Raw genomic sequence first — 19,816 nt, forward strand, 5'->3', positions numbered from 1 at the left:
TATGCTTGGATAGATGAAAATTAATGGGTTAAGTCGGTAGAAGTCATTGATAGAATGCCTGACACTAACACTCAGATTTTCATGGGTATTCTGAAAATACTATATATTTTTAATTGATTTTACTTTGTATATCTTTAAGTGAGTGAAGGAGAACTAACTCACTCGGATAAAAGTAAAATCGTTAGTTGTTAAATAAATATTACTGGAGACGTCACTATATAACTGACGCCCAGAGACCTTGTCTTACAAGGTAGTAACATTAAATTGAGGTCGGATGCTTTTGTAACTAAAAGTAAACGAAAAGTTGGTGATGCGACATTTGAAAATGCTAATCGTGTCAATATCAAATTAGTTTTGAAAGATAAAAAATAAGGGAGGCAGTTTCTGTGATTAAACTAAAGCAACTTTTTGCTGGTGGCACTGTATTGACGTTGATGTCAGGCATCGCCCAGGCGGACTATGGGTTGAATTTACCGGTGGGTGTAACTGAGACGAGCAAGCAAGTTCATGATTTGCATATGTTGATCCTATGGGTCTGTGTAGCGATTGGCGTGGTTGTTTTTGGTGCGATGATTTATTCGATGATTTATCACCGTAAATCACGCGGTGCAGTGGCATCACAGTTTCATGAAAGCATGGCGGCAGAATTGGTGTGGACTATTATTCCATTCATCATTCTGATTGTTATGGCTATTCCAGCGACTAAAGTGTTGATTGAAATGCATGACACGTCTGAAGCTGATATGAAAATCAAAGTAACCGGCTACCAGTGGAAATGGCGTTATGAGTATGTCGGTGAAGGCGTAGACTTCTTTAGCACATTAGATGTTGCCAGTAACGAAGCACGTCAAGTTGGTTCAGAAATTGATCCAGCCACTGTTGAGAATTACTTATTAAATGTCGACAACCCATTGGTGCTGCCTGTGGGCAAAAAAGTAAGTTTCTTATTAACAGCAAGTGATGTTATCCACTCTTGGTGGGTACCAGATTTTGGCTGGAAGAAAGATGCGATCCCTGGTTATATTAATGAAGCTTGGGTTGTAGTGGATAAACCAGGTATTTACCGAGGTCAATGTGCTGAGTTATGTGGTCGTGACCATGGTTTTATGCCTATCGTTGTTGAAGTCAAATCTGAAGAAGATTATGCAGCGTGGTTAGCCGAACAGAAATCAGGGGTTAAGGGAGCGAAAATAGCAGCACTTGACGCGCTTAATCCAAGAGACTTAAAAGATAATTAGGAGATTCAGATAATGGCGACTGTTATAGATTCACATGATGATCACCACGATCATGGTCCAGCAAAAGGCTTTATGCGTTGGGTAACAACAACAAACCATAAAGACATTGGCACACTGTATTTAGTATTTGCACTAGTAATGTTTATGGTTGGTGGTGCAATGGCAATGGTTATACGCTTGGAATTATTTCAACCAGGTTTACAATTTATTGATCCAGGCTTCTTTAATCAAATGACAACCGTTCATGCTTTAGTCATGATTTTTGGTGCTGTTATGCCGGCTTTTGTGGGTTTAGCCAATTGGATGTTGCCTATTATGATTGGCGGCCCTGATATGGCATTACCTAGGATGAATAACTGGAGTTTTTGGATACTACCTTTTGCATTTACAATGCTATTGGCAACATTCTTTATGGATGGTGGTGCGCCAGCAGGTGGCTGGACTATGTACCCACCGTTAGTACTACAAGGTGGTAACGGCTTTCCATTTATGATTTTTGCGATTCATATGATGGGTATTTCATCTGTGATGGGCGCTATAAACGTTATTGTTACCATCCTTAATATGCGTGCTCCTGGCATGACATTGATGAAAATGCCTTTATTTGTATGGACTTGGTTCATTACAGCTTATTTATTAATTGCCGTAATGCCTGTGTTAGCAGGGGCAATCACAATGCTTTTGACAGATCGCTTTTACGATACAACGTTCTTTAGTGCAACGGGTGGTGGTGATCCAGTGTTGTTCCAGCATATTTTCTGGTTCTTTGGTCATCCAGAAGTGTATATTTTGATTTTGCCAGCTTTTGGTATCATTTCTGCGATTATTCCAACGTTTGCTCGTAAGCCTCTTTTTGGTTACAGCTCAATGGTATACGCGACCTCGTCGATCGCATTCCTTTCATTTATTGTTTGGGCGCATCACATGTTCACAGTGGGCTTGCCGCTGCAAGGTGAATTGTTTTTCATGTACGCAACGATGTTGATTGCGGTACCAACAGGGGTGAAAGTGTTTAACTGGATTTCCACTATGTGGAAAGGCTCGATGACATTTGAAACACCCATGTTATTTGCGATTGGTTTTGTCATTATGTTTACGATTGGTGGGTTCTCAGGCTTAATGTTGGCGATTGCCCCTGCTGATTTTCAATACCATGACACCTATTTTGTTGTCGCTCATTTCCATTACGTATTGGTGACCGGTGCGGTGTATTCAATCATGGCATCTGTTTATTATTGGATTCCAAAGTGGACAGGCAATATGTATAGCGAAAAATTGGGCCAATGGCACTTTTGGCTATCTACGATATCTGTGAATGTATTGTTCTTCCCTCAACACTTTTTAGGGCTTGCTGGAATGCCTCGTCGTATTCCTGATTACTCAGTTCAGTTTGCAGAATTTAATATGTGGTCGAGTATTGGTGGTTTTGCCTTTGGCCTGTCGCAAGTATTTTTCTGCTTCATTGTTTATAAAACAATCAAAGGCGGGGAAAAAGCAACGGATCAAGTTTGGGAAGGGGCTGAAGGTCTTGAATGGACATTGCCTTCTCCAGCGCCGTATCATAGTTTTTCAACGGCACCTGAAATTAAATAAAGGTATGAGCGTCTAGCTTAAGGGCTAGACGCATTATTAATATGAAAGAACAACGCAAAAAAAAATTAATCACAGTGGCTATTTTGGTCGCTATGGCATTAAGCTTTTATATAGGTTCTTTTATGTTCCTTACAGAATAAATAATTAGAATAGGTAAATTTATGTCTTCTGAAAACGCGTATTACGTACCTCACGATGCGAAATGGCCGATTATTGGCTCCATTGGTTTGATGTTATTTTTTGGTGGTTTTGCTGCCGAGCTAAATAATGCTCCTTCTGCATCTATTATCATGACGGTAGGTTTTTTAGTCTTGGTTTATATGATGTTTGGGTGGTTCGGCGAAGTTATTAATGAAAGTGAATCGGGTGCTTATAAAAGCAATGAAGATGCTTCTTTTCGTGGCGGCATGGTTTGGTTTATCTTTTCTGAAGTAATGTTTTTTGCCGCATTCTTTGGTGCTTTGTATTATATTCGAACATTTTCAGTGCCTTGGATAGGCGGTGAAGGCTCAGGAGCGAGTACCAATGAATATATTTGGGATGGCTTTGAGGCGATGTGGCCAACAAATGGACCAGCAAATGTAGGTGGTGAATATGAGAAAATGGGCCCATGGGGTTTGCCAGCGATCAACACACTTATTCTGTTAACAAGTGGTGTGACGGTGACTTGGGCACATTGGGGTTTAATTGCTAATAAACGTAAACAACTTATTATCGGATTGGCGTTAACGGTTATTTTGGGCTTCGTATTCGTTGCTTTACAGGCCCTTGAATACAGTCACGGTTATAATGACTTGAACTTAACCATGGCTTCGGGCGTTTATGGGTCTACTTTTTATATGTTGACTGGTTTCCATGGGTTTCATGTATCAATGGGTGCTATTATCCTCGCAGTTATCCTTTTTCGTAGCATGAAGGGACACTTCACGCCAGAAAATCACTTTGCTTTTGAAGCAGCGGCTTGGTATTGGCACTTTGTTGACGTGGTTTGGTTGGGATTATTTGTCTTTGTTTATTGGCTATAGAGACTGAGGTTTATTTAAAAAAGGCGCTACAAGATAGCGCCTTTTTTTATTGTCATTGATTTAATGGTTGTTGATTACTTTGCTGGGTGGGTATGGCAGGATGAGGCTTAATAAAGCCAAGATAAGAAAATAATAATAATGAAATGAATAGCGTTAATGATAGGCCAATTCGTAGTGCGAGTGACCTCACCACTTCTTTAGGGGAAGATTTTCTACGAGACAAATGGTAGAAAGCTTTAAAGAGGCTGTAAATAATGACGCATAATGTAAAAACAATTAGGTATTTAATGAGGGGGTTCATTGCATATTTCTCAAATTATAATGTTCCTATTGTCATTTAAACTTAGTGTAAACACTAACAATATTTTATTATGCAATTCAAAGCGAATATATATTTAACAATACTTGCCATATTGGTTTTGTTATTGCTTCTAAGTTTGGGTAATTGGCAGCTTAATAGAGCTCAAGAAAAGCAAGATATATTAGATTTGCAGTCCATTAGAATGAACATGGAGTCTGTTGAGTTGTCAACGTTGCAGTTTAGAGCTAATAAAGGCTTACGTTACTGGCCAGTTAAGGCAACTGGTTTGTTAGACACAGATCAACAAATTTTAATAGATAATCAAGTGAAAGATGGTCGACAGGGCTACTTTGTATTAACACCTTTAAAATTAAATACATCAGAAGCAATTTTATTGAATCGAGGGTGGGTGCCTGCCGGACCGACTAGAGATATGTTACCAAATGTCAGTTTACCGGCTAATGAGGTTACAATTAGTGGGAAACTAGATCATTTCCCCAGTGTTGGTATAAAGCTAGATGGAGCAGATACACTGTCTAATGGTTGGCCTTCGGTAACGCAATTAATTGATGTCGATAAGGTGTCGGAACGCTTAGGTTATGCTGTTTTGCCATATCAACTGTTATTAAACCAACAAGAACCCAATGGCTATGATCGTCGTTGGGTTCCAATGAAGATGGGCCCACAAAAACACCATGGCTACGCATTTCAATGGTTTGCTTTAGCGACGGCTTGGGTCATTATTTATTTTGTATTAACCATAAAACTAGGTAGAAAAAAGAATGGATAACGTCACTAAAAATAGACTTAAACTTATATTTATTGCAAGTATGTTTGCTGTGCCAGTTTTAACGGCCTGGCTATTGTTCAATAATCCACAATGGCTTGACGGTGGCAGTACTAAAAACTATGGTGAATTAATTGTACCAGCAATACCTTCTGAATTAAGTGACTACTTTGTTGGTTCAGAAGATGAGATCAAGGACTTGAAGGGGCGATGGGTTCTTGTGCATATTGATACGGATGGGGAGTGTTCTGAATTGTGTGAACAGTCTGTTCATATTGTTCAACAACTGCACGTATTGTTAAACAAAGATGCGAAGCGATTAAAAAGAGTATATTTAGACAAATCCGAGCATCAAGATAATGTGTTTCTTTCACAGGCTCCTGAGTTGTTCGTATTACGTTGGAGTGATCAGCATCTTGCAAAGTTACAAGCTAATGTTAAAAACATCAACGATGGTGATATGTTGCTGTTGGATCCTCTTGGGAACATCATGATGAAATATTCGCAAGACGCAGACCCATATGGTATTCAAAAAGACCTTAAACTTTTATTTAAGGCCTCCCAAATAGGTTAATAACATGTTCAGAAACTTAACTATTTTTGCAATACTCTTGGCCTTGTTTGTCGTTGTATTGGGCGCATATGTTCGCTTATCAGATGCAGGGCTAGGTTGCCCAGACTGGCCTGGTTGCTACGGAAGCCTCATTGTCGACGAATCGCATGAAGGTGTTGCGCATGCCGCTGAGCATTACCCTGAGCGCCCTCTAGAGGTATCTAAAGCGTGGAAGGAAATGATACACCGTTATTTTGCTAGTGGCCTAGGTCTTGTCATACTAATATTAACGATTATGGCTTGGAGGCAACCAGAGCTTGGTCAGCGAGGCTTAACGACGTTATTATTATTGTTAGTTATGTTTCAAGGGGCGCTTGGAATGTGGACAGTAACTTTGTTGGTTAAACCGGCGATTGTTATGAGTCATTTGCTCGGTGGGTTAGCAACACTTAGTTTGTTATTGTTGCTGTTGCTGCGTATTCAGACAAAACGGTTAGCACAGACAGACAAAAAAAACACTGTCAGGGGTGTTACATCAGTTGCTCTGTTAGTACTAGTCGTGCAAATTGCCTTAGGCGGCTGGACAAGTACAAACTACGCAGCGTTGGCTTGCCCAGACTTTCCGACATGCTTTGGTACTAGCTGGACCCCAGCTGTGGATTATAAAGAAGGGTTTGTGTTATGGCGTGGCTTAGGTGTGGACTATGAGTTTGGTGTGTTAAGTAATGAAGCGCGTGCAGCTATACACTGGGTGCATCGTATAGGCGCCTTAATAACGACTATATTATTTAGTTTCTTGATATATTTACTGATCCGTTTAAGTGCCGTCAAAGAAGCAATAATGCTTGGTGCTCTATTATTTATGCAAGTAATGCTGGGCATATTAAATGTGTTGCTAAATTTGCCTCTACACGTTGCTGTCGCGCATAATGCAGTAGCAGCATTACTTTTATTAAGTGTAGTGTATGTAAGATTTAGGCTTGGTAAGCCAGTACTATAATTTAGGGTTATATTTTGAGTGAACAGATGATTAATGATTCCACTAACACTATTAGTTGGAAAAGCTATTACGAATTATGTAAGCCTAAGGTAGTCCTGCTGATTATTTTTACAGCAGTGGTTGGAATGTTTTTAGCAGTGCCGGGCATGGTGCCTTGGCAACCATTGGTATTCGGCACGATTGGAATTGGTTTGGCAGCATCTTCAGCAGCAGCGATTAACCATTACCTAGATCAGAAATTTGATGCCAAAATGGCTCGTACAAAAGGGCGACCATTACCACATGGGGATTTGAACGGTACACAGGTGCTTGGATTTGCCTTTACGATTGGTGCTATTGCAATGCTAGTGCTAATCTTTCTGGTAAATGAGTTAACGGCCTTTTTAACCTTTCTTTCATTAATTGGTTATGCAGTTATTTATACCGTTTATTTGAAGCATGCTACACCGCAAAACATTGTTATTGGTGGTGCTGCGGGTGCAGCGCCTCCTGTATTGGGCTGGAGTGCGGTTACATCGACAATTGACCCACATGCTTTATTGTTATTCCTAATTATTTTTATTTGGACGCCGCCACATTTTTGGGCACTGGCTGTTGCGCGAAGAGAGGAATACGCTAAAGCAGATATTCCGATGTTACCGGTGACTCATGGCGCCGAATTTACTAGGTTACACATTGTTTTTTATACGGTTTTATTAATATTAGTGAGTTTATTGCCGTATTTGACAGGCATGAGTGGCATGCTCTATTTGGTTAGTGCTATCGGCTTAGGTTTCGGTTTTTTATATTATGCGGTGCTGCTTAAGAAAACAGCTGATGACATTATTGCAATGAAAGCATTTAAATACTCAATTTTATATTTAATGCTGTTATTCGCCGCCTTACTTATCGATCATTATCTTTGATTTAAATAGGCAAAATATTTAATACCGTTACACATACAGCGAGTTAAATAACTACCTGTCATAATGCGGTAAGACGTAAGTGTGTGTAATATTTGCTAATGAAAAGTGTAGAACCGAATACTAAGCTTTCAAAAATAATGGTCTGGATAACATGGTTGGGCCTTTTAGCCATGTTAGTGATAGGCTTCGATCGATACCTTGACTTGCAAGCGAACCCCAACGAGCGCCCTGATGTTATCTATGACTTGGATGGTGTGGCTGAGGTAACGTTACAACAAAATAAACAAGGTCATTATGTAGCGAATGGCAAATTGAATGGTCATTGGGTTATGTTTGTTTTGGATACTGGAGCGACCAATATCAGTGTTCCCGCTAAAGTTGCTAAACAGATACGATTGCCTGAAGGTTACCCGCAAAGAACGCGAACCGCCAATGGTGATATTGTGGTGTATCGGGTTACGCTTGAGTCGGTTAGCCTTGGGTCGATTGAACTAAAAAATGTTGCGGCACATATCAACCCACATATGGATGGTGAGGTTGTTTTATTAGGGATGAGTTTTTTAAAGCAGGTCGAGATGATACAAGTCGGGAAACAGCTGACTCTACGCCTAAAGCCAAGGTGATATTCTTGGGCTTTAGGCGGTTTTAAGAGGCTCTATACTCAATTAATTCTTGCTTTACCTTATTCATCGCATTTTTTTCTAATTGACGAATACGTTCAGCAGAGACTTGATATTTATCTGCTAACTCATGCAAAGTTGATTTCTTTTCGCTTAACCAGCGCTCTGCTAAAATTGATCGACTTCTATCGTCAAGGTTGCTAAGGGCAGTATTTAAGCGAGAAGCATCGTGAGCCTCTTCGTTGTATGTTTCTAGTAAAGTAGCAGGGTCGTGTTCTTCTTTAGTCACAAATGTCGCAGGCGTATGAATCAATTCGTCTGATTCTGTGTTGTCATCTTGATGACCGTCAAAAGCCATATCAAAATTGCTCAAACGCTTTTCCATTTCGTAAACGGCAGATTTATCGACACCTAGGTCATTTGCAATAGCGTCGGCTTCATTTTCGTCTAGCCATGCTAGGTTCTTTTTGTGCTTTCTTAAGTTGAAGAACAGTTTGCGCTGAGCTTTTGTCGTCGCAATTTTAACAATACGCCAGTTTTTGATTACAAATTCATGAATTTCAGATTTAATCCAGTGTACGGCATACGAGACAAGACGAACCCCCATGTCAGGGTCAAAGCGTTTAACGGCTTTCATTAAGCCAATGCTACCTTCTTGAATGAGATCTGGCAGTGCAAGGCCATAGCCACTATAGCTTTTGGCAATATGGATAACATAACGCATATGAGATAAAACGAGCATGCGAGCAGCTTCTAAATCATTTTCATTTCGTAAACGATTTGCTAAATCTCTTTCTTGCTCTACCGTTAACGCAGGCGCAGAGGAAACAGAGGCTATATAAGCATCTAAAGATCCAGCTGATAATTGATTAGGTAATGCTAAAGCATGAGTCATACTATCCCTCCTTTTGTGTGCTTGAATAACTTAACACTCACAATATAAGACCAGCAAGTATAACAAAGGTTCATTTTATAAAGCAATTTAAAGGCTTTATGATACTCAGTTTTCTAGTTCTGATAAGTATCGACTAACAACCAGCCATGAACCAATAATACCAAGGCTGATAGAGAAGATAACCCATAAAATAGCATGCCCTAAAGGCATAAAGCTAAGGCTGAACGAGCTATTATATAAAGCAGATAAAGAACTGGTGGGACCATCAATTAGCCACACAGATAAATTAACCAGCAAACAAGCGAAAATACCACCCAGAAAACCATACCAAAAACCACTATAGATAAATGGGCGCATAATAAAACTGCGTGTTGCACCCACTAGTCGAGTGATGTCAATTTCATCACGACGGTGTTGCAGTTCTAATCGAATAGTATTGCTAACGATTAAGAGTACAGCAAAACCCAGTAATACAGTGATAATGCTAACACCACGCTGGGCTATGTTGAGGATGCCATTTAACCGGTCGAGCCAGCCCATATCCAGTTGGACCAGTTCGATATCGGCTCGTTGTTTAAGTTCATTAACCAGGGCCTCTAGTGCCTCACGGTTGTTTAGCTGAATAATAGGGGTGATTTGGATAACATGCGGTAATGGATTGCTGGCAAGTGCGCTAATGGCTGAACCAAATCCGCTATATTGCTGAAACTCTTCTAGAGCTGCTTGCTTACTAATTAAAAGTGATTGGGTGATCTGATCATGTTCATGTAGTGCCTGACTGAGTTTGGACGCTTGCTCAAGGTTGACCGACTGATCAAGAAATAATGAAATATTGTTGTTTAAGTCAATTTGCCCGCTAAGTGATTGAAGGTTGTTAATAGAAACTAATAAACCGGACGGCAGGGATAATGTTATGGCAATGACGCTGACCGTCATCATAAAGTTAAAGGGTGCTCTTGAAAAACGACCAAGGCTGGCAAAAAAAGTATGCAAGTGAATTAGCACGTAAGCACGTAAACTAAATAGACTAGTAGGTCTTTGTACGTTTTGTCGACGACTAGCCATGATTGCTCACTATTTCACCTTGAGAAAGTACTAATGTTCGATAATTCATGCGTTCAATAAGGGCAATATCATGAGTTGCGACCAGTACAGTCACGCCCACTTGGTTAAACTGTTCAAACAATTGCATTATTTCTTCGGATAAAGCAGGGTCTAAGTTTCCTGTTGGTTCATCGGCTAAAATCATTGGCGGCCTATTAACAACTGCCCGTGCAATACCAATACGTTGTTGCTCACCGCCAGACAAAGTGATGGGGTAGCGCTTTTCTTTTCCAAGTAAATTGACTTTATCTAACGCTGCGCGAACACGGCGTTGAATTTCATGACGATCCAGTCCAGCAATAATTAAAGGTAAGGCGACATTATCAAAGACGGTACGGTCATGCAGTAAACGATGATCTTGAAATATCATGCCAATTTTACGCCGAGCATAGGGAACAAGCCGTTTGGAAAGGCGGCCAATGTTTTGGTTGTCGAGCATCACTTGACCTTGCGTGCTACGTTCAAGAATCGCGATAAGTTTTAGCAAGGTGCTTTTACCCGCGCCAGAGTGGCCGGTAAGAAAGGCCATTTCGCCTTTTTCTAACTCGAAATTAACGTTTTTAAGCGCATCGGCACCACCAGGGTAACGTTTGCTGACGTTGATAAATTGAAGCATGAGCGCTAATGGTCAGTTTCAGATTTTTCAAATAGAGCCGTGGTGAACTCGGCGGCATCAAAAGGACGTAGGTCATTGATGCCTTCACCAATACCAATAAAACGAATGGGTAGTTTGAATTGATTGGCAATGGCGAAAATAATACCACCTTTTGCGGTGCCGTCCAATTTCGTAAGAGTGATGCTAGTTAGTGGGGTGGCTTTATCAAAATTCTTAGCTTGGGCGAGGGCATTTTGTCCGGTGCCTGCATCAAGAACCAGCATGGTTTCGTGTGGCGCGCTGTCATCCAGTTTTTTAATAACACGGTTGATTTTGCTTAACTCATTCATTAGGTTTGTTTGGGTATGTAGGCGGCCAGCAGTGTCTGCCAGTAAGACGTCAATGTTGCGCGCTTTTGCCTTCTCAAAGGCATCGTAAATAACCGAAGCAGAGTCAGCCCCAGTATGTTGAGCAACAACCTCAACGTCGTTACGCTTCCCCCATTCTTGTAATTGTTCAATCGCAGCGGCCCTAAATGTATCGCCAGCCGCTAACATGACACTTTTGCCCTCGGCTTGTAAACGTTTAGCCAGTTTACCAATGGTCGTCGTTTTACCCATGCCATTAACGCCGACCACTAAGATAACGAAAGGGCCGTCACTGTCAGGAATGGTTAAAGCTTGTTGGTTTGGCTCAAGGATCGATAGCATCTCTTCTTGAAGTGCTTGGGTGAGAGCCTGTGGGTCGGCTAGCTGCTTGCGCGCAACTCGCTGAGTTAAATTTGAAATGATGTGTTGAGTGGCTTCAATGCCGACATCAGCTGTTAGCAGTAACATTTCTAATTCTTCAAACAAATCGTCGTCGATTTGTTTTTTCCCTAAAAATAAATTACCTAAACCACCGGTCAATCCGCTGCGTGTTTTTGTTAACTGGTTTTTTAAGCGGCCAAAAAAACCTTCTTTAGGTTCTTCGACAGGCGGCTGCTTAGTTGTGTCGGTATCTTTCTTTTTGCCAAATCCAAACATGATATTGTGTCTATTGGTGGGAACTTTATCGTAAAATCCCTATTCTAAATTCGTTTTAAAGTTAAGTGAGAACTAAATGAAGAAGTTATTTGTGGCACTTTTTATTCTGAATATCGTTTATTCGCTGAACAGTTTTGCTTCGCCAGAAACTCTGCCTGATATGGTACACGAAAAAGTGCTAAAAAATGGCTTAAAAGTGTTGGTTAAAGAAGATCGGCGAGCACCCGTTATGGTGTCGCAAATTTGGTATAAAGTCGGGGCCAGTTACGAACATGATGGTATTACCGGTGTATCGCACGTACTAGAACATATGATGTTTCAAGGAACAGAAAACCTAGAGCCGGGTGAGTTCTCTAAAATAATTGCTGAAAATGGCGGTCGTGAAAACGCGTTTACCGGTGCTGATTATACGGCGTATTTTCAAACCATGGAGGCCTCACGCCTTGAGGTAAGTCTGCGGCTTGAGGCAGAACGGATGCAAAATTTAAAGTTGCAAGAAAAGGAGTTCAGCAAAGAGCTGCAAGTGGTTATGGAAGAGCGCCGTATGCGTACTGAAGATAAACCACGAGGTCAGGCGTACGAATACTTTAAAGCACTGGCTTACACCAGTAGTCCCTATCGAAACCCTATCATTGGTTGGATGCAGGACTTAAAAGATATGGAACTAGAGGATTTAGCGGTTTGGTATAAACAGTGGTATTCGCCAAATAACGCAACACTGGTGGTTGTCGGTGATGTTCAGCATGAGCAGGTCTTTCAGTTGGCAGAACAATATTTTGAGCCTATTCCTGCGGTCGCGTTTAAGCCGGTTAAAAAAAGAACAGAAGTGCCACAGGTGGGTGTGCGACGTAGTATTGTGAAGCAGAATGCTAAAGTCCCTTATTTATTGATGGGCTACAAAGTACCTGTGCTCAACACTGTGCAGAATGAAGAGGATGTGTACGCATTAGAGGTGTTATCCGGTATTTTAAGCGGCGGTAGTAGCGCACGATTGCCCTCAAATTTAGTACGGGGTTCTCAAGTTGCCTCCAGTGCCAGTGCAGGGTACGACATGAATGCTCGGCTACCGACATTGTTTTTGTTTGATGGTGCGCCGGCTGCAGACAAAAGCATTCAACAGCTTGAGGAGGCCTTAGTGGAGCAAATAGCAAACTTGCAAACGGATTTAATTGAGGAAAAAGAATTGAACAGGGTTAAAGCGCAAGTGATAGCGGCATCGGTGTATGAAAAAGATTCCAATTTTTATCAGGCGATGCAGTTGGGTATGCTTGAAACTGTAGGTGTTGGTTGGCAAAAAGCGCATGATTATGTTGAAAAAGTAAACGCTGTGACGGCTGAGCAGGTTCGTGCCGTTGCACAACAATATTTGATTGAAGATCATTTAACAGTCGTTCATATGCTGCCGATGGGGGACGCTAATGAAAATTAAAATAAAGGTTATAGTCAGCAGTGTTCTGTTGTTACTCAGCCCGTTATCGCTGGCTCTTCCAAGTATTCAACATTGGCAAACAAATAACGGCGTTCAGGTATATTTTGTGCCAACTGAAGGGTTGCCAATTTTAGACGCACAACTAGTCTTGCGGGCAGGCAGTTCAGCGGACGGAGATAAAAATGGCGTGGCAGCGTTAACCAGTGCTTTACTGACTCAAGGTGCAGCGGGGCTTAATGCGCAAGATATTGCAGAGCGACTAGACAGTGTTGGGGCGCAACTCAGCGCATCAACATCGCGTGACTTAACAACAATTAGTTACCGAAGCTTAACAGATGAAAAAGCGCTACAAACCTCGTGGCGGTTATTGAAAGCAGTATTAAGCAAACCGAACTTTCCTCTGCAGGACTTTAATCGAATTAAGGCACGTACATTACTGGGGATTAAGCAGCGCCAAGAGTCACCGGGAGTATTGGGGCAATTGGCGCTCTACCAAGAAATATATAAAGACCACCCTTATTCGCATGCAATACAAGGTGTCGAAAATACGGTGAAAGAGATTCAAGTTAACGACTTAAAGCAGTTTTATCAGCAGTATTATGTAGCCAATAACCTTGCGGTTGTTTTAGTCGGCGGTATTTCGCGTGATCAGGCCGAACGCATGGTGGAGGAGTTGGTGGTTGATTTGTTAGCGGGTAAAAAAGCGGCGCCGATTGAAGCGGTGCTGACGCCGCAAAAAGGTAAGGTTATTCATCTAGAATATCCATCTGAGCAGACGCACTTACTGTATGGTTTGCCGGTATTACAACATAATGATCCAGACTACTTTCCATTGTATGTGGGTAACCATATTCTCGGTGGCAGCGGGTTTAGCTCACGCATTGTTAAAGAAATTCGTGAAGAAAGAGGGCTGGCCTACAGTGCCTACAGTTATTTTCACCCGATGATTCAAAAGGGGCCATTTGTAATGGGCCTACAGACACGTAATGAAAAAGCAAAGGAAGCGTCAATGGCTGTTAAACAAACGTTGCGAACTTTTATACAGGACGGACCAACAGATGAAGAGCTAATGGCCGCTAAGAAAAATATCATAGGGGGCTTCGCGCTTAAGTTAGACAGCAATAAAAAATTGTTAGGAAATGTGGTGAGAATCGTTGTTAGTGGTGCACCCTTAAATTATTTAAATAGCTATATGCAGAAAATAGAAGCGGTCACACAGCAGCAAATAAAACAAGCTTTCCAAAGACATCTGAAGATGGAAAAAATGGTCATGGTAACTGCTGGCCAATCTGTCGTACAAAAAGATTAATGGCTGCTAAGGGAAACCGTGTTCGTATCATTGGTGGACAATGGCGAGGGCGTAAACTCGAATTTCCTAGTATTGACGGTTTGCGTCCAACTACAGACCCAATTCGTGAAACGCTATTTAACTGGTTGCAACCTTACTTACCGCAAGCTAATTGTTTAGATTTATATGCAGGTAGTGGTGCATTAGGGTTTGAGGCGGCATCGCGTGGTGCGCGTTCTGTTTTAATGGTGGAAAAAGATATTAAGGCAATAAAGGCACTAAGGACGAATAAAGAACTGATAAAAGCAGATAATATTCAATTAATGCAACGAATGGCGTTGGATGTTTTAAACGATAAGCGTAAACAAACAGATGCGCTATTTGATGTTGTTTTTCTTGACCCACCGTTTAAGCAAGGTGAACTTAGTGAATGCGTGAAACGGCTTGAAGAAAGTGGCTGCTTATCGGATGATGCTGTTATTTATTTGGAATGCGAAAACGCGCTAAATTTAGATTTTCTGCCAAAAAACTGGACTGAGCACCGACAAAAAAAAACAGGTCAAGTGGCCTATTACCTATATCACCGAGAAGCAAATGATTAAAAAAGCAATTTATCCTGGAACGTTTGATCCGATGACAAATGGACACATTAATAGTATCCAGCGAGCCAGCAAATTATTCGATACGATAGTGGTGGCGGTTGCAAAAAGTGCAGGTAAGTCACCTTTATTTGAAAGCCAAGAACGTTTGGATATGGCAAAACAAGCATTATGTGAATATGACAATATTGATGTGGTGTTTTTTGATGGCCTGCTGGTTGATTTAGCAAAAGAACATAAAGCCAATATTGTTGTTAGAGGCATTCGCAGCATTGCGGATTTTGAATATGAATCACAAATGGCAGGTATGAATAAAAAAATGATGCCAGCATTAGAAACGGTATTTTTAACAACCGACCCTGACTGGTGTGATGTTTCCTCAACCTTGGTACGCGATATTGCACGGCTTGGTGGGCAGGTCAGTGATTTTGTTCCGCGTGAGATTGAAAAAGCTATTTTAGCTAAGGTGAATTAGAAAAATGTCATTAATTATTACCGATGAGTGCATCAACTGTGATGTTTGTGAACCTGAATGCCCGAATGATGCGATTTTTATGGGCGAAGAAATTTACGAAATACACTCTCACCTTTGTACAGAGTGTGTCGGGCATTTTGATACGCCTCAGTGTGTGGAAGTCTGCCCCGTTGAATGTATACCAAAAGATCCGAATAACGAAGAAACTAACGATCAGCTTTTATTGAAATATCAGCAATTAATGGCGACAAATGAGGATTAAAAAAATGAAAAAAATTCTTTTTTTCACCAGTATTTTATTTGCAATAACAGCGTATGCAAACCCTGCCACACAGCTGCATCAACAAGCAGTAGCAAGTGCACACCCGGCGGCAACTCAAGCAGGACTTAGTGTGCTCAACCAAGGAGGTAATGCTTTTGATGCAGCCATTGCCGTTAGTGCAGCATTGGCAGTTGTCGAACCCTTCGGTTCTGGACTGGGTGGTGGTGGATTTTGGTTATTACATCGCCAACATGATGGTAAACAAGTGATGATAGATGGGCGTGAAGTAGCGCCTTTGGCCGCCACACGTGATATGTATTTAGACAGTCAGGGTGAGCCAATTAAGAATGCCTCGGTCGATGGGGCATTAGCTGCCGGTATTCCGGGTTTACCAGCTGCTTTAGATCATTTAGCAAAGCATTATGGAGTATTAGCACTGTCGGATAGTTTGCAGCCGGCGATAAAGCTGGCTAAAGACGGTTTTTTAGTTAACGAGCATTACCAGCGATTGGCTAAATTTCGTCAGGCGGTTTTAGCGTCAAATGACTCTGCGAAGGCTATTTTCCTAAGTGATGGAAAGGTACCTGCCTTGGGCACAAACATTATACAAAACGATTTAGCTAATACTTTGCAGTTATTGGCAACACAAGGTTTTGATGGGTTTTATAATGGAGAGCTTGCAGATAAGTTAGTAAAAGGTGTGCAACAAGCTGGGGGCATATGGACCAAAGAGGATTTGGCTCGATACACAGTGAAAGAGCGTTTGCCGGTGGTTGCGCATTATAAAAATATCAAGGTGAGCAGTGCTGCTTTGCCCTCATCGGGTGGATTGGTGTTGTCTATTGCGCTAAATATTTTAGAACAATATGACTTGTCAACGATGGACGAAGCCACACGAATTCATGTTGTGGTTGAAGCAATGAAACGAGCGTACCGTGATCGTGCATTACACATGGGCGATAGTGATTTTGTCAGCGTGCCAGTAAGTGAGCTGAGTGAAAAGTCGTATGCCCATACTATCTCTAAAGATTTAAGGCTAGATGAGGTTACACCCAGTCAACACATTAGTGGTTTAAACGAAATTGAAGGACATGATACAACGCATTTCTCTGTGATCGATAAAAGGGGTAACCGTGTGGCGGCAACTTTATCGATTAATTACCCATTTGGTTCTGGATTTGTGCCTCAAGGGACGGGTGTTTTGTTGAATGATGAAATGGATGATTTTTCTATTAAGCCAGGCACGCCAAATGTATACGGCTTGGTGGGCGGAGAGGCAAATGCAATCGCAGCAGGTAAGCGAATGTTATCGAGCATGTCTCCAACTTTTATTGAAACAGAGGAAAAAGTGGGCGTTTTGGGTACACCAGGAGGCAGCCGAATTATTAGTATGGTGTTATTGGGTATTTTGGATGCCGAGCAAGGACATAGTCCTGAATCTTGGGTCAACTTGCCACGTTATCATCATCAATACTTACCGGATGTTATTCAACATGAGCCAGATACTTTTAAAGCAGAAACTTTGCTGGAGTTGACCGAAAAAGGCCACAAACTAAAGTCTGTTGGAAGGCATTATGGCAATATGCACGCAGTCTTGTGGGATAAAAAGTCTAATAAACTTGTTGCCGCCAGTGACCGTAGAGGATCTGGGGCAGCTATTGTTGAGTCAGTACCTTTAAGCACAGCAAAATAAATCGCGTTGCTGCGTTTTTGATGAGCTTTTTATACGGTTAATTAACAAATGCCAGTAATTTCACATAAACCATCAAGCACTAGCTGAATAGGACTGACAACACCAATAATTTTGCCTTGTTCCATAACCGGTGCTCGCATCAAATTATAGCGCGCAAATAAACGAGAACAGTAACGAATATCCATGTCGGGGTGTGCGTTAATGAGTGGCTTTTCATTTATTTCGTATACATTGACACGGTCGGGTGCTCTATCTTTTGCTAAAACAAGTCTTGCAATAATGCCCGCATTAATCACGCCATACTCATCATGTTCGTGAAATTTATCGACAAATAAAACCGAGGTTTTATTTTTTTTCATCATTCTAATAGCTTCTGTGATGGTGGCTGTTCCATCAATCATATAAAACTCGGTCTTCATCACATCGCGTACGGTGATAAGTTTTGCATCATTCATAGTTCTGTCTCTATTGATTGGGTAATTTTTTTTGCTTGATGTAGCACGCCAATAGCATCTTCAACATCTATTTGTAAGGCGATGCCGCTGCCCGGTTCTTCATCGAATAAACCCGCTCGTGATACCTCTTCGATAATTTTTCGACTTAAATGTTCTTCGACCAAGAAAAGCAAAACATCTCGTTGAGTATCTAAATTTAGACCCAAGAATGTTTTTTGCTGTTTAATACCTTCGCCGCGTGCATTATTGATAATAGTAGCGCCGGTGGCGCCTACTTCTCTAGCCGCTTTAAGGACTTTGTCAGTTTTGTTGTCATCAACAAAGACGATAATGAGTTTAAAGTGCATTTTATTCTCCTATTTGGTCTGCTTGTTTAAGTTGTGCGCGATGATTTACCCACTCAGCAAATTGTGCGTAGGCTAACACAGCCATGATGGGAAACAGGCTGGCAAAGGCAATAAGGCCAAAACCATCCATCAATGGGTTTCGGCCAGGAATGCTTGAAGCTAAACCGATACCTAATGCGGTAACTAACGGTACGGTGACGGTTGATGTGGTAACGCCACCTGAATCATAAGCAAGGCCAATGATGAGTTTTGGTGAAAAAATAGTCTGGATAATGACAACGACGTAGCCAGCAATAATAAACATATATAAATCAATGCCGCTTACAATTCGAAATGTCCCTAGTGAAATACCAACTGCAACACCAATAGACACAGCCAACCTTAGGTACCAAGCTTTAATAGTACCACCAGAAATTTGTTGAGCTTTGATAGCAACAGCAATAAGAGCAGGTTCTGCTAATGTTGTAGCAAAGCCAATACAGCCCCCGAAAATATAAACCCAATAATAGTCTTGCCAAGCAATAGAAATACGTTGATCGGTTGTTGGGTTGATGAAGTCTGGGCTGGTTAATTGTTCGGCCATGCTGGTGCCTAATGGAAAAAGGGCTTTGTCTAAACCCACAAGAAAGAAAGTCATCCCTAGAACTACGTAAACCATTCCGGTTATTAAGTTATTCAAATGACTAAATGGTCGTCGGATAATGACCAATTGAAAGAAAAGGATAACAAAAATAATTGGCGCGACATCACGTAAGGTACTTAAGAAAGTGCTCCACAATTCCGCCAGCAATATCATTATAAAATGACCCCGTATGCCATCACAAAAATCATCGGGGTGAGTGATGCAAAGGCAATTAAGCCAAAACCGTCAGTCATTGGATTGCGGCCCTGAATGGCTGAGGCTAAGCCAACGCCGAGAGTGGTTACCAAGGGGACTGTGATAGTAGACGTAGTAACGCCACCTGAATCGTAGGCAATACCGATAATTGATTCGGGTGCAAAAAAAGTCATCACCACAACGCCGATATAGCCTGGAATAATCAAATAATGCAGAGGCCAGCCACGAATAATTCTTAGTACCCCTAACAAAATGGCAAAGCCCACAGAGAAGGCAACGGTAAACCGAAGACCAAAAGCATAAGATTCTTTTGCTTTGTTAGTTTTCTCGATCATGCCACCTTCCGCTGCAATACGTGCTGCTTCGTCGGCAACAGCAATTAAGGCGGGTTCGGCTGCAGTGGTGCCAAAGCCTAATGAAAAGGCAAAGACTAGTAACCACAATAAGCTACCTTTCTTAGCAAACGCATAGGCCATGGTCTCACCAATGGGGAATAGGCTTTTTTCAAGACCTTGAATAAACAGCGTTAAGCCGAGTACAACAAAAGCTGTACCAATAGCTATATCCGCTATATTGGGGATGGGTTGGCGCAGAATAAATAACTGAAAAAAAAGAACCACTGAAAAAATTGGCAGCAGGTCCATAAAACTGCCGAATAACTGTTGAATGAATTTATTTTTTAACTGAAACAAGCAAACTCCCTTTAGAGCTATAACTCTATAGGAATTAGGAGGGTATGCCTAATAAAGAATTAAAAAACGTTATTGGCAGGCGTTAGCTCGTCAAGTA

At 41.4% G+C, this 19,816-nt stretch carries 23 protein-coding genes; 14 read left to right on the top strand and 9 right to left on the bottom strand.

Annotated features, from left to right (window positions below; all coding sequences use genetic code 11):
• The first annotated feature begins 386 nt into the window (after positions 1–386).
• The 3 genes from coxB to CPC19_RS03725 all read left to right on the top strand — a co-directional run bounded on the left by coxB (position 387) and on the right by CPC19_RS03725 (position 3,856).
• Entirely contained in the window at positions 387–1,238 is an 852-nt protein-coding gene (coxB, locus tag CPC19_RS03715; protein WP_015006623.1) for a cytochrome c oxidase subunit II, read from the top strand.
• Positions 1,239–1,250: 12 nt separating this feature from the next.
• Complete coding sequence (gene ctaD / locus CPC19_RS03720; protein ID WP_015006622.1) at positions 1,251–2,831, top strand: cytochrome c oxidase subunit I; 1,581 nt, start codon at positions 1,251–1,253, stop codon at positions 2,829–2,831.
• A 161-nt stretch (positions 2,832–2,992) separates the two neighbouring features.
• The gene (locus CPC19_RS03725) at positions 2,993–3,856 is read left to right on the top strand and encodes a cytochrome c oxidase subunit 3 (RefSeq protein WP_015006621.1); all 864 of its coding nucleotides are present in this window, start codon (positions 2,993–2,995) and stop codon (positions 3,854–3,856) included.
• 52 nt (positions 3,857–3,908) lie between these two features.
• Here the strand turns inward: CPC19_RS03725 and CPC19_RS12075 are convergent, their stop codons facing one another.
• Positions 3,909–4,157 carry a DUF2909 domain-containing protein gene (locus tag CPC19_RS12075; RefSeq protein WP_084709585.1) on the bottom strand — a complete coding sequence of 83 codons (249 nt, stop codon included), beginning with the start codon at positions 4,155–4,157 and terminating at the stop codon, positions 3,909–3,911.
• Positions 4,158–4,227: 70 nt separating this feature from the next.
• On the opposite strand from CPC19_RS12075, the gene CPC19_RS03735 reads away from it, so the two are divergent.
• From CPC19_RS03735 to CPC19_RS03755, 5 genes are all read left to right on the top strand, one after another.
• Positions 4,228–4,947 (top strand): SURF1 family protein, encoded by a 720-nt coding sequence (locus CPC19_RS03735; protein WP_016390569.1) that lies wholly within the window; start codon positions 4,228–4,230, stop codon positions 4,945–4,947.
• Positions 4,940–5,518: a hypothetical protein gene (locus tag CPC19_RS03740; protein ID WP_016390570.1), complete on the top strand. Its 579-nt coding sequence runs from the start codon at positions 4,940–4,942 to the stop codon at positions 5,516–5,518. Before CPC19_RS03735 ends, CPC19_RS03740 begins: the two co-directional genes overlap by 8 nt.
• A gap of 4 nt (positions 5,519–5,522) precedes the next feature.
• Positions 5,523–6,497 (top strand): heme A synthase, encoded by a 975-nt coding sequence (locus CPC19_RS03745; protein ID WP_016390571.1) that lies wholly within the window; start codon positions 5,523–5,525, stop codon positions 6,495–6,497.
• A 14-nt stretch (positions 6,498–6,511) separates the two neighbouring features.
• On the top strand, positions 6,512–7,402 hold the full coding sequence (cyoE, locus tag CPC19_RS03750; protein WP_020932131.1) for a heme o synthase: 891 nt from the start codon (positions 6,512–6,514) through the stop codon (positions 7,400–7,402).
• A gap of 98 nt (positions 7,403–7,500) precedes the next feature.
• Positions 7,501–8,025 carry a TIGR02281 family clan AA aspartic protease gene (locus CPC19_RS03755; RefSeq protein ID WP_016390573.1) on the top strand — a complete coding sequence of 175 codons (525 nt, stop codon included), beginning with the start codon at positions 7,501–7,503 and terminating at the stop codon, positions 8,023–8,025.
• A gap of 22 nt (positions 8,026–8,047) precedes the next feature.
• On the opposite strand, the gene rpoH is transcribed toward CPC19_RS03755, so the two are convergent.
• The 4 genes from rpoH to ftsY form a co-directional block, all read right to left on the bottom strand.
• On the bottom strand, positions 8,048–8,917 hold the full coding sequence (gene rpoH / locus CPC19_RS03760) for an RNA polymerase sigma factor RpoH (RefSeq protein WP_015006614.1): 870 nt from the start codon (positions 8,915–8,917) through the stop codon (positions 8,048–8,050).
• A 105-nt stretch (positions 8,918–9,022) separates the two neighbouring features.
• The gene (gene ftsX / locus CPC19_RS03765; protein ID WP_016390574.1) at positions 9,023–9,982 is read right to left on the bottom strand and encodes a permease-like cell division protein FtsX; all 960 of its coding nucleotides are present in this window, start codon (positions 9,980–9,982) and stop codon (positions 9,023–9,025) included.
• Complete coding sequence (gene ftsE / locus CPC19_RS03770) at positions 9,975–10,637, bottom strand: cell division ATP-binding protein FtsE (RefSeq protein ID WP_015006612.1); 663 nt, start codon at positions 10,635–10,637, stop codon at positions 9,975–9,977. Before ftsE ends, ftsX begins: the two co-directional genes overlap by 8 nt.
• Positions 10,638–10,642: 5 nt before the next feature.
• Positions 10,643–11,641: a signal recognition particle-docking protein FtsY gene (ftsY, locus tag CPC19_RS03775; RefSeq protein WP_016390575.1), complete on the bottom strand. Its 999-nt coding sequence runs from the start codon at positions 11,639–11,641 to the stop codon at positions 10,643–10,645.
• Positions 11,642–11,717: 76 nt separating this feature from the next.
• Between ftsY and CPC19_RS03780 the strand changes: the two genes are divergently transcribed.
• The 6 genes from CPC19_RS03780 to ggt are packed head-to-tail and all read left to right on the top strand — an operon-like array spanning position 11,718 to position 17,387.
• The gene (locus CPC19_RS03780; protein ID WP_016390576.1) at positions 11,718–13,070 is read left to right on the top strand and encodes a pitrilysin family protein; all 1,353 of its coding nucleotides are present in this window, start codon (positions 11,718–11,720) and stop codon (positions 13,068–13,070) included.
• The gene (locus tag CPC19_RS03785; protein ID WP_016390577.1) at positions 13,060–14,379 is read left to right on the top strand and encodes a pitrilysin family protein; all 1,320 of its coding nucleotides are present in this window, start codon (positions 13,060–13,062) and stop codon (positions 14,377–14,379) included. Before CPC19_RS03780 ends, CPC19_RS03785 begins: the two co-directional genes overlap by 11 nt.
• Entirely contained in the window at positions 14,379–14,960 is a 582-nt protein-coding gene (rsmD, locus tag CPC19_RS03790; RefSeq protein WP_015006608.1) for a 16S rRNA (guanine(966)-N(2))-methyltransferase RsmD, read from the top strand. The genes CPC19_RS03785 and rsmD overlap by 1 nt, the downstream gene beginning before the upstream one ends.
• On the top strand, positions 14,953–15,432 hold the full coding sequence (gene coaD / locus CPC19_RS03795) for a pantetheine-phosphate adenylyltransferase (protein WP_016390578.1): 480 nt from the start codon (positions 14,953–14,955) through the stop codon (positions 15,430–15,432). The genes rsmD and coaD overlap by 8 nt, the downstream gene beginning before the upstream one ends.
• Positions 15,433–15,436: 4 nt before the next feature.
• A complete protein-coding gene (locus CPC19_RS03800; RefSeq protein WP_015006606.1) occupies positions 15,437–15,694 on the top strand; it encodes a YfhL family 4Fe-4S dicluster ferredoxin in 258 nt (85 codons plus the stop codon).
• 4 nt (positions 15,695–15,698) lie between these two features.
• Complete coding sequence (ggt, locus tag CPC19_RS03805; RefSeq protein WP_016390579.1) at positions 15,699–17,387, top strand: gamma-glutamyltransferase; 1,689 nt, start codon at positions 15,699–15,701, stop codon at positions 17,385–17,387.
• A gap of 41 nt (positions 17,388–17,428) precedes the next feature.
• Here the strand turns inward: ggt and CPC19_RS03810 are convergent, their stop codons facing one another.
• Genes CPC19_RS03810 through CPC19_RS03825 form a run of 4 tightly spaced genes read right to left on the bottom strand, consistent with a single transcriptional unit; the run spans position 17,429 to position 19,719 of the window.
• Entirely contained in the window at positions 17,429–17,842 is a 414-nt protein-coding gene (locus CPC19_RS03810; protein ID WP_015006604.1) for a CBS domain-containing protein, read from the bottom strand.
• Positions 17,839–18,189, bottom strand: a complete 351-nt coding sequence (locus CPC19_RS03815) for a P-II family nitrogen regulator (protein ID WP_015006603.1) — start codon at positions 18,187–18,189, stop codon at positions 17,839–17,841. The genes CPC19_RS03810 and CPC19_RS03815 overlap by 4 nt, the downstream gene beginning before the upstream one ends.
• Position 18,190: 1 nt before the next feature.
• Complete coding sequence (locus CPC19_RS03820; protein ID WP_015006602.1) at positions 18,191–18,985, bottom strand: DUF1538 domain-containing protein; 795 nt, start codon at positions 18,983–18,985, stop codon at positions 18,191–18,193.
• The gene (locus CPC19_RS03825) at positions 18,985–19,719 is read right to left on the bottom strand and encodes a DUF1538 domain-containing protein (protein ID WP_016390580.1); all 735 of its coding nucleotides are present in this window, start codon (positions 19,717–19,719) and stop codon (positions 18,985–18,987) included. Before CPC19_RS03825 ends, CPC19_RS03820 begins: the two co-directional genes overlap by 1 nt.
• Between the last annotated feature and the right edge of the window lie 97 nt (positions 19,720–19,816).

This window comes from Cycloclasticus sp. PY97N, assembly GCF_002443175.1.
GTDB classification, from domain to species: domain Bacteria; phylum Pseudomonadota; class Gammaproteobacteria; order Methylococcales; family Cycloclasticaceae; genus Cycloclasticus; species Cycloclasticus pugetii.